A 10554-nucleotide genomic window follows, 5' to 3' on the forward strand; every position below is an offset into this window, starting at 1 on the left:
CTTCGGCGGCGGTACCGGTGAAGAAGGCTTCATCGCAGATGTAGACCTCGTCGCGGGTGATGCGCTTTTCCTTGATCTCCAGGCCCATGTCCTTGGCGATCGCGAAAATGGTGTTGCGAGTGATGCCGTTCAAGGCGCCAGCCGACAGGTCGGGCGTGTAGATCACGCCGTTCTTGATGATGAACAGGTTCTCGCCGGCACCTTCGGACACGAAACCGGCGCTGTCCAGCAGCATGGCTTCGTCGTAGCCGTCATCCGTGGCTTCCATATTGGCCAGGATGGAGTTGGTGTAGTTGCTCACCGCCTTGGCTTGCGTCATCGTGATGTTGACATGGTGGCGGGTGTAGCTGGAGGTCTTGACGCGGATGCCGCGCTTCATGCCCTCTTCGCCCAGGTAGGCGCCCCATGTCCAGGCGGCGACCATCAGGTGCACCTTGGCGCCCTTGGGGCTCACGCCCAGCTTTTCAGAGCCCAGCCACACCAGCGGACGGATGTAGCCGCTTTCCAGGTTGTTGGCCTTGACCACGTCGATCTGGGCCTGCATGACCTGCTCTTGCGTGAAGGGCATGGGCATGCGCAGGATCTTGGCGCTGTTGAACAGACGCTCGGTGTGCTCGCGCAGGCGGAAGATCGCCGGGCCGTTGACCGTGTTGTAGGCGCGCACGCCTTCGAAGGCGCCACAGCCGTAGTGCAGCGTGTGGGTCAGCACATGGATCTTGGCATCGCGCCACTCCACCATTTCGCCGTCCATCCAGATCTTGCCGTCGCGATCGTCCATCGACATGGGAAATCCTCTCAAAGGGGTTGCGCCCCATGAAATTGGGAGGGGTCGCTCATCGAACCTTAGATTGTAGCGCTGCTGCGGCCCCCTCCTCCGCAGGCACATCCCCCTAGGACGAAGCCAGCACCAGACGGGCCGTGTGGCGCGCGATCATCAGCTCTTCGTTGGTGGGGATCACCCAGGCGGCCGCGCGGCTGTCCGGTTTGCTGATGCGCAAGGCGTGCCCGTCAGTCACCGGCTGCAGATTGGCCGATTCGTCCAGATCAATGCCCAGCCAGGCGGCCTGGCGGCAGACCTGCTCGCGAATCGGCGCGGCGTGCTCGCCGATGCCTGCGGTGAACACGATGGCGTCCAGCCCACCCAGCGCGGCCGCCAGCGAGCCCAGTTCGCGCCCGATGCGGTATACATACAGCTCGACCGCTTGCTTCGCCTGGGCACTGTCGCTGTCCAGCAGGGTACGCATGTCCGACGACAGGCCCGACACGCCCAGCAAACCGGACTCGCTGTAAAGCAGATGCTCGATCTGGCGGGCATTCAAGCCACGCTGGTCCATCAGCCAGATCAGCACACCGGCGTCGATGTTGCCGCAGCGTGTGCCCATGGGCAGGCCGTCAAGCGCCGTGAAGCCCATCGTGCTGGCCACGCTGCGCCCGCCCTGCAGCGCGCACATGCTGGATCCATTGCCCAGGTGCATGACCACCGTGCGGCCTTTGGCGGCGTGCGCATCCACATGCGGCAAGCGCGAAGCCACGTATTCATATGACAGGCCATGGAAGCCATAGCGGCGCACACCCGCTTCATGCAGCTCACGCGGCAGGGCAAAACGCGTGGCCACGTCGGCATTGCCGGCATGGAAAGCGGTATCGAAGCAAGCCACCTGCGGCAGATGCGGTGCCAGCTTGCGCAAGGCCGCCACAGGCGACAGGTTATGCGGTTGATGCAGTGGCGCCAGCGGGATCAAAGCGGCCAGTTCCGCCATCACAGCATCATCCAGCACCACGGGTTCGTGGAAATGCACGCCGCCATGCACCACGCGGTGGCCAACAGCCTTGAGATGATGCCCATCCAGGAAAGGCGGCAAGGCATACAGCAAGTACGCCAGTGCCTGCTCATGGCCCATGTGCTCGCCAGGTGCCCAGCGTTGTTCCAGCAAGACCTGCTTGTGCGCATCTTTGGCGATGGCATGCGCACCGCTCGTGGCGCTACCCAGCCCCTCCACCTGCCCGTGTAGCAGGGGCTTGAAGGCCTTGGAGGTGAACACCGAAAACTTCAGGCTCGACGAGCCCGCATTGATGACGGCAATGGCATCAGTCATGGCGTACCCCGTGTTTACTTGCTATCGGAGGACGAAGCCTTGGCACGCGAATGCGCCAGCAACTTGAGCACGGCCGTCGAGGCCAGGCGGGTGCGCACGGAATCGGCGCGGCTGGTCAGCACGATGGGCACGCGGGTGCCCAGCACGATGCCGGCACTGTCGGCCCCCGCAAGATATTGCAACTGCTTGGCGACCATATTGCCCGCTTCGATATTGGGCACCACGAGGATGTCGGCCAGGCCCGCAACCGGCGAGTTGATGTGCTTGGTGCGTGCGGCCTCCACGCTCACGGCATTGTCAAACGCCAGCGGGCCATCGACCAGGCCACCCGTGATCTGCCCACGATCGGCCATCTTGCACAGCATGGCCGCGTCAATCGTGGCCGGCATATCGGGGTTGACGGTTTCGACAGCCGCCAGGATGGCCACTTTGGGCTCGGGCACACCCAGCACGTGCGCCAGGTCAATCGCGTTCTGCACGATATCGACCTTGTCGACAATGGTGGGCGACACATTCACGGCTGCATCGGTCACCAGCAGCATGCGCGGGTAGGTGGGCACGTCCATCACAAAGACATGGCTGATGCGGCGCCCGGTGCGCAAGCCCGTGGTAGACGACACCACGGCGCCCATCAACTCATCGGTGTGCAGGCTACCCTTCATGAGCGCCTGCACCTCACCATTGCGCGCCAAGGCGACGGCCTTTTCGGCTGCAGCATGGCTGTGCTCCGTATCCACCAGACGATAGGCGCTGATATCCCAGCCACCGGCCTTGGCAACGGCCTCGATCTTGGTGCGCGGCCCCACCAGCACCGGCTCGATCAGACCGTGCTTCGCGGCCTCCAGTGCGCCGGCCAGCGAATCAGCATCGCAGGGGTGCACCACGGCGCACGGCACGGGCGGGCAGTTCTCACAAGCGCTGAACAAGCGCCCGAACACATCGTTGCGGCGCAGGATCACGGCGGGTTGCTCGCGCTGGTCCACGGTCAGGTTGCGCGTAGGAGCAACCACCGTCACCTGCCCCTTGAGCAGCACGGTGTCGCCACGGCTAACCTGACAATCCAGCAGCAGGCGATCGGGCGGGAGCTTGTCCACCACCGTCACGTGGGCCTGCAACTGGTCACCCATGCTGACCTGGCCTGCATATGTCAGTTGATGGCCCACGATATTCGTGCCCGGGCCAGGCAAGCGGCGCTTGATCACGCCGTGGATCAGCGCCTCGGCACTCACGCCCTCACAGACCGGATCCCTCAAGCCAGCAGGCTGGCCATCTGCTGCCAGCCAGGAGGCATCGCCCGAGACCAACGCCAGCAACTCCACATCATCACGCGTGACGCTGTAATCCACGCTGACGCTGGCACCCACATTGATCTGGTCGTAGGTCTGGTTGCTGAAGGAAGTCACGGCGGTCAAGTCGTTCATATTGGTCTGCACCCATCTTCTGCGTCAATGATGACAAGCATAGGGCAGGAAAGATGATCGGCACGCCGTCTGCAGCCATCACTTGATGCAAGGCAGGATCGCGCACCGCCTCAGGCGGCGCCGGACGCACTGCTGGCGCTGAACGTTCCTGGGGTGCCGCCAACCAGCACAGGCTCCAGCGCCAGTTCGGTGCGATTGCGCCCCAAGGCCTTGGCTCGGTAGAGGGCTTCGTCGGCGCGTTCAATGGCCTTGTCCATGGCCTCCATGGGCATCAACTCCGCCACACCAGCAGAGAACTTCACCCGAAGATCTGGTGCCTGCTGCGGCCCCGCTGCGGCATCCAGCCCTTCGCGTACGCGCTCCATGGCCGTGAAGGCCTGATCAACGTGGGTGCCCGTCAGCAAGACAAGGAACTCCTCGCCGCCCCAACGCGCCACCAGATCGGTTTCGCGCAAGACCTTGCGCACCTCCTGCGAGAACAGGCGCAAGACATCGTCCCCGACCGCATGACCATGGCTGTCGTTGATGCGCTTGAAATGATCCAGATCGATCAAGGCCAGCGAACAGCCTTCGCCGCTTCGAGATTGCAGCTTCACATGGTGCGTGATCATGTCGCGCATGCAACGGCGGTTGAGCAAACCTGTCAGCTCATCGCGGTCAGCCTGCGTCTTGATATGCGCCAACGCCTTGAGCAGATCTTCCTTTTGCTGATGCAGCTTGGCGCGCATGCTGGTCAACTGCACCCCCAACAAGGACACTGGCGGCAAGATGGTCAATAGCACAATGAAATGAACCAACTCGGTTGTCGGATCATAGATTTGGGGCCACAGCAAGCCCAGTGCGGTCGTCGTCAAGCCCATGACCAGCAAGGCGTTCACGCTGATGAACAATTGGCCACGCAGCTTGAGCTTGAACATGGCGAAAAACAGGATGATGACCTGAAGGGAGAGCATGGCGCCTCGAACCGGGCTCATCACCGCGTAAAACAGCGCGCCGGAAAATTGCGCCGCGATGATCTGGGAGCCCGTCAAGGATGGATCCTTGAAGCGCATGTTCCAACCGGTGCGCAAGGCACCGTAGTAGCTGAGCGCGATCAGCAGACTCGTGACTTCATACACGCGCACGCCAGCATGCGAAAGCTGCCAACGGCGCAAACCAAATTCGCACAGCAACCATCCCACGGCATACACAAACGTGGCCAGCAAGGAGCGGCCAATCCGCACGCGCTGCTTGGGATCCCTGCTCAGAACCCCATTGAGCAGCGTCGCCAATAAGGATGGCCGGGCGCGGCGCGCACCGTTTTCCCCCGGCTGTGTTTGGGTAGCAAGTTCAGGCATGGCAGATTGGTGTCGGCAGACCGCGCTCAGCCTTGAGCACCCGCGGCGCACCAAATCTCGCAAGCGCGGCACAAACGTGAAGACAGACACACAGGCCGCCACCCAAGCTGAAACAGGCGCACCAACTTTACAAAACCCGTGCCCACAATGGTCAACAGCCCAGGTACGCCATACGTTCAACAAACCATGCCCGAACTCAATGCCCCCTTTGCGAACTACCGCACCAGTCGCCGACGCGCGCTTACCCTCCTGGGCGGCCTGCTATCTGGTGCGAGCGGGTTGCTAGCGGCATGCAGCACACCTGATGCCAAACGCCACAATCCAGCCCCCCGCCAGGCAGCGCCCGGTTCATCACCGCTGGCCACCCAGGATCGCCCCGCGCTGTACCGATTGGTCAACCGACTGAGTTGGGGCGCCTGCGACAGTGAACTGAACATGGCCGCTCAGTTGGGAGCCACCCGCTACATCGGACAGCAATTGAACCCGGGGCCACCCGCACTGCTATCACCCGCCGCCCAAAAGCAGATAGACGATCTCACCATCTCGCAAAAGCCGCTGACGGTGTTGTTGGCTGACCTGGACGGCTTGCGCCAGGCCGACGACAAACAGCCCTACCAGAAGGAGCTGTCCCGTCTGGGCCGCGAAGCCGCCACACGCCACCTGCTGCGGGCTTTGTATTCGCCTCAGCAACTGCGCGAACACATGACCTGGTTCTGGCTCAACCACTTCAATGTGCACATGCACAAGCACAACATCCGGGCATTGATCGGCGACTATGAAGAGCGCGCCCTGCGCCCCCATGCGCTGGGACGTTTCCGGGACATGCTGGGGGCAGTGGCCCATCACCCAGCCATGCTGCGTTATCTGGACAACGAACAAAATGCCGCGGACCGGTTGAACGAGAACTATGCCCGTGAGTTGCTGGAACTGCACACCCTTGGTGTAGATGGCGCCTACTCGCAGCGGGACGTGCAGGAACTGGCCCGCGTGCTGACTGGCCACGGCGTGCAGCATGCGGACAAGATGCCCAAGCTGCGCCGTGAACTGGCAGGCCTGTATGTGCGTGAAGGCGCCTACGAATTCAACCCGGCCCGCCACGACTTTGGCAACAAGACGGTGTTGGGCCACACCATCCAAGGCCGTGGCGCGGCGGAACTCAATGAGGTGCTCGATCGCTTGGCCGCACACCCATCCACTGCACGCTTCATCAGCCGCAAGATGGCGCGCTACCTGCTCATCGACCAGCCTGATCCAGCCCTTGTCCAACGCATGGCCGATGTCTTCCTGAGCAGCAACGGCCATATCGGCGAAACGCTCCAGGTGCTGCTGAATTCGCCTCAGTTCACACAGAGCGAACCAGGCAAGTTCAAGGACCCGATGCACTTCGTACTCTCGGCCGTGCGTGCAGCCTACGACGACAAGCTTGTACTCAACATCAACCCGATCATCAACTGGCTCAATCGCATGGGAGAGGGCCTTTACAACCGGCCAACGCCGGACGGTTATCCGCAGACGGAGGAAGAATGGGCAAGCTCAGGTCAGATGGCCGTGCGTTTTGACGTCGCCAAGGCCATCGGCACACACAACGCTGGATTGTTCAAAACCGAAGAGGGCCCCGCACGAAGTGAACAAGCAGCCTTCCCGCAACTGGCCAGGGCCAGCTACTACCAGTACACCCGAGCGCTGCTCAGGGATGACACGCGCAAGGCCCTGGACAACACAGCGTCACCGCAAGACTGGAACACGCTGTACCTGTCTTCGCCCGAATTCCAGTACCGTTGAGCCAAAGAAAGCACCCATGCAACGCCGCACTTTCCTGTCCTTTGGCGCCACGTGTGCAGGCCTGGGCAGCCTGCCCTTCAGCTCGCAGGTGATCGCCGCCGGTGGCCAAACGGCCCCGCGCTTCCTGCTGGTCTTCCTACGTGGCGGCTACGATGCCATGAACCTTCTGGTACCGGCATCGTCCTTCTATCAGGAGGTTCGCCCTCACATTGCCTTGCCCATGGCCACGGCAGACAAGCCAGGCGCCATCCGGCTCACTGATCAATGGGGCCTGCACCCTGCCGCTGAAGCGCCCTTGCGCGGCTTGCTGCAAGCCAGGCAGATCAGCTTTGTGCCCTTTGCCGGCACAGACGACACCTCGCGCAGCCATTTCGAAACACAAGACAGCATTGAATTGGGGCAAGCCACAGGTAGCCCGAAAAACTTCCAGTCAGGCTTTCTCAATCGCCTGGCTGCAGCGCTCAACGGCGGATCGGCCATGTCATTCACAGACCAGCTGCCCACCGTGTTCCGAGGCCCCATTGACATTGCCAATGTGTCCCTGAAGACCAATTCGAAGAAAGGGCTGGACCAGTCCACCCAATCGGCATTGGCTGACATGTACCGGCATCACCCACTGGGCGCCAAGATCAACGAGGGCTTTGAGGCACGCAAAGAGCTGAGCATGGACATGGCAGAGGAGATGGAAGCGGCCAGCCGCCATGCGGCATCTGCCAACGCCTTCGAGCAGGAGGCCCGAAAAATGGCCCGTTTGATGCGAGATCGGCACACGATTGGCTTTGTGGACATCGGCGGCTGGGACACCCACGTCGGACAAGGGCAGCTGGAAGGCTACCTGCCCAGCCGGCTGGCCCAACTCGCCAGCGGGCTGGCGGGCTTCGCAGAAGAAATGGGCAGCAGCTGGAAACAAACCACCGTACTGGTGATCAGCGAATTTGGCCGCACCATGCGAGAAAACGGCAACCGAGGCACCGATCATGGACATGGAACGGTGTACTGGGCACTGGGCGGCGGCCTGGCTGGGCAAGCCGTGCTTGGCGAGCAAACCACCGTCGAAGCCAGGACCTTGTTCCAAAACCGCGATCTGCCCGTTCTCAATGATTACCGAAGCCTGTTGGGCGGTCTGTTGCAACGCCAATATGGCTTGTCTTCATCCGCCATCGATACCGTCTTTCCTGGCAGCAAACCCAAGGACATCGGCTTGATCTGATCCGCCACAAGCCCATCACGGTTTAGCCCTGCTTAAGCGTAGGCAAGGAATCATCGTTTGTCACAGGTATGACCGGCTCCTAGAGTCGAGCCCGCTCATGGCCAGCTCAGCCCATGCAGCGTGTTCAAAGGCGTACCGACGATGTCCACTTCCTCCCCTGCACTTCGCTCCACAACAAGCGGTTCATTCAACTGGCTGTCAACCCTCTATGTGGTGCTCATTGCCCTGGTGATGTCAGGCACCGGCTGGCTGGCGTTGCGAGAAGCCAGCACCCGCTATCTGCTGCCATTCCAGTCCGACAACGTGGCTGAGCTGGCGCAACACCAGGCTCGCCTGCTTCGCGACAAGCCCACGCTGGACAACATCCAGACCTACAGCCCTGAGTTGGCCACGCTGGCACGCGGAACGGACCCGCAACGTTTCGTGGATTCCAAGCTGATCGAGCATGGGCTGTATCTGGCACAGATGCCCAAGCTCAATCAAGTCCTGCTGGCCTCGCACATCTTCACAGGTGTGGCCTGCATGTTGTTAGGTGGATGGCAGTTCTGGCCTGCTTTCCGCAAGCGCTTCATGCGCCTGCATCGCATGATCGGTGGCATCTACATCGTCACGGTGCCCATCTCGGTGCTCTTGTCCTTCGCCTACCTGACCGTGACGGCACCACACAACCTGTACACACGCCTGGCAGCCTGGGTGGCGCTCTGGTTGTTCGGAACGGTAGCCCTGTTCAGCGTGGCTGCCGCCGTGCATGCGCTCAGGCAAAAGCGGATCCACGAGCACATGGGCTACATGGCCCTGTCATTTGCCTGCATGCTGGTCGCCCCCATCTTGCGCTTGAACTGGGTGATGCTGGCCTGGTTGTTCCCGCACATCGATCAGGAAACCCTGAGCCTGGTGACCATGGGCATCATGATGCCGGAGTGCCTGCTCATCGGCTATGGCCTCATTCAGGTCAATCGCCAATATGAGCGCGCCATGACACGCCGCACGCCATCAGACTTGACCCGCAGCATTCAGCAGGCCTTCCAGCGTGCCATGCCGCTCTGGTATGCGCTGGCACTGGGTGCGCTGTTGATCAGCGTCGTGCACTTCGGCGCAGGCCTGGGCATGTCCAGCACTGACAGCGCACACAAGCTGGTCAACACGGCGCTGCTGGAACGCGAAAGCACTGTCCTGCAGGCACACCCACTGATTCGCAACGTGTTCGCGCTGTCAGTTGGCTTGGCCTTGCTGCTTGGCTTGCATCTGTTCAATCGCATGCTGAACAGGGCGCCTTCACAGACTGGCACTGGCCATCTGCATGGCGCCGCACGCCGGGTACTGATGCTGTCGCTAATGGCAGGTGCAAGCGCCATCTACCTGGGTTGGCACATCGGGCTGGCACCGGCACAACAGTGGCTTTCAGGCGGCACGCTCTACACCACCAGTGGCCTGTTGATCCTGGCCTTCTCTGGTCTGCTGGCAGGCAATATGGCCAAGGGTCATCTGCCAATGATGAAGGAAAGCCTGGCCTTCCTGTTGAGCGTGCTGCCATTTGCGCCACTGCTGCTCGTCAACCTCTGGTTGCTGCAATGGTTGCCCATTCCTGCAGACTACATCCAGCAAGGCCAGGCCTATGTACTGGCCGCAGGCGCCTGCGGTGTACCGATGTTCGCCGCCATGTTCCATGCCGTGCTGGGCCAGGCGGGCCGTGAACATGGCTGATCGCCTCGACCACCGCACACACCCGTTTGCCATGACTCAACCAACGCTGTACGTCGATGCCGCACCAGGTGTTCGCCTGGCTGTCTACACATGGGGACAAGCGCCCTCGCCCGATCAGCCCAGAGAGACCTTGGTGTTACTGCACGGCTTTCCGGATCGAGCCGTATTCTGGCAAAAGGTAGCCAAACGGCTGAGTTCATCCTTCTACGTGGTGGCTTATGACATGCGAGGCTGCGGCGCATCATCTCCGATCAGCGGCAGGCGTCACTACCACTACGCCCCTTTGATCAACGACCTGTACGCAGTCATTCAGGCCGTCAGCCCGAAGAACAAAGTGCATCTGGTAGGACATGACTGGGGCGCACTATATGGTTGGGATGCCATCTTCGATCCGCGTGCCGCTGCCCGCATCGCGTCCTTCGTGACCATGGCGCCCAGCCTCAATCAGGTTGGCCAGTGGATGCGTCAGCGCTTGCTTCACCCCACACCTGCCAGGCTGCTTGAACTGACCCACCAGGCCTTCATCAGCAATGGCCTGATGACCTTCTTCACGCTCCCCCTCCTGCCGGAGCTGATGTGGCGATCGGGCATCGCGATGAAGATGTTCAGCTTCTTCATGAAGCGATTTGAACACCTGCCCTACGAACCCCAGGCGGGTGTGGAAGGCGACGCGATTCGCTACCTGGGGATCTACCGATCGAATCTGCTGCAACAGGTGCTGCGCCCACAGCCAACCCAGACCACGTCGATTCCTGTCCACGCACTGATCGCCTCTCGCGATCCCTTCCTGCCGCCACGCGTGTTTGAAGGCTGCCGTCAATGGACGACGCATTACAGCGAAAGCCGCGTGGATGCTGCGCACTGGGCACCGTTGAGTCAGCCCGAAGACCTGGCGCGCACCATCTCGAACATGGCCATGGCCCACACCAGTTGCGTGTGAAGTGCGACGTGACAGCTCATAATGTGGCCAATCAGGCCCACGATGCACCACACCCGCGCAGCAT

Annotated in this window: 8 protein-coding genes; 4 read left to right on the plus strand and 4 right to left on the minus strand. The window is 61.5% G+C overall.

Annotation, left to right across the window (positions count from 1 at the left end; genetic code table 11):
* From EPO09_RS13025 to EPO09_RS13040, 4 genes are all read right to left on the minus strand, one after another.
* Positions 1 to 784: branched-chain amino acid transaminase (locus EPO09_RS13025; RefSeq protein WP_290643751.1), on the minus strand; the 784-nt coding region annotated here is incomplete at its 3' end.
* A 106-nt stretch (positions 785 to 890) separates the two neighbouring features.
* On the minus strand, positions 891 to 2096 hold the full coding sequence (locus tag EPO09_RS13030) for an acetate/propionate family kinase (RefSeq protein ID WP_290643752.1): 1206 nt from the start codon (positions 2094 to 2096) through the stop codon (positions 891 to 893).
* Positions 2097 to 2110: 14 nt separating this feature from the next.
* Entirely contained in the window at positions 2111 to 3517 is a 1407-nt protein-coding gene (locus EPO09_RS13035) for a bifunctional enoyl-CoA hydratase/phosphate acetyltransferase (RefSeq protein ID WP_290643753.1), read from the minus strand.
* Between the two features lie 110 nt (positions 3518 to 3627).
* A complete protein-coding gene (locus EPO09_RS13040; protein ID WP_290643754.1) occupies positions 3628 to 4854 on the minus strand; it encodes a GGDEF domain-containing protein in 1227 nt (408 codons plus the stop codon).
* A gap of 186 nt (positions 4855 to 5040) precedes the next feature.
* On the opposite strand from EPO09_RS13040, the gene EPO09_RS13045 reads away from it, so the two are divergent.
* From EPO09_RS13045 to EPO09_RS13060, 4 genes are all read left to right on the plus strand, one after another.
* On the plus strand, positions 5041 to 6636 hold the full coding sequence (locus EPO09_RS13045) for a DUF1800 domain-containing protein (RefSeq protein ID WP_290643755.1): 1596 nt from the start codon (positions 5041 to 5043) through the stop codon (positions 6634 to 6636).
* A gap of 16 nt (positions 6637 to 6652) precedes the next feature.
* Positions 6653 to 7846, plus strand: coding sequence for a DUF1501 domain-containing protein (locus EPO09_RS13050; RefSeq protein WP_290643756.1), 1194 nt, complete (start codon positions 6653 to 6655; stop codon positions 7844 to 7846).
* Positions 7847 to 7987: 141 nt separating this feature from the next.
* Positions 7988 to 9550, plus strand: coding sequence for a DUF2306 domain-containing protein (locus tag EPO09_RS13055; RefSeq protein ID WP_290643757.1), 1563 nt, complete (start codon positions 7988 to 7990; stop codon positions 9548 to 9550).
* Positions 9551 to 9581: 31 nt separating this feature from the next.
* A complete protein-coding gene (locus EPO09_RS13060; RefSeq protein ID WP_290643758.1) occupies positions 9582 to 10490 on the plus strand; it encodes an alpha/beta fold hydrolase in 909 nt (302 codons plus the stop codon).
* Positions 10491 to 10554 lie beyond the last annotated feature (64 nt).

The sequence above is a fragment of the Aquabacterium sp. genome (assembly GCF_004297345.1).
Classification (GTDB): Bacteria; Pseudomonadota; Gammaproteobacteria; order Burkholderiales; family Burkholderiaceae_C; genus Aquabacterium.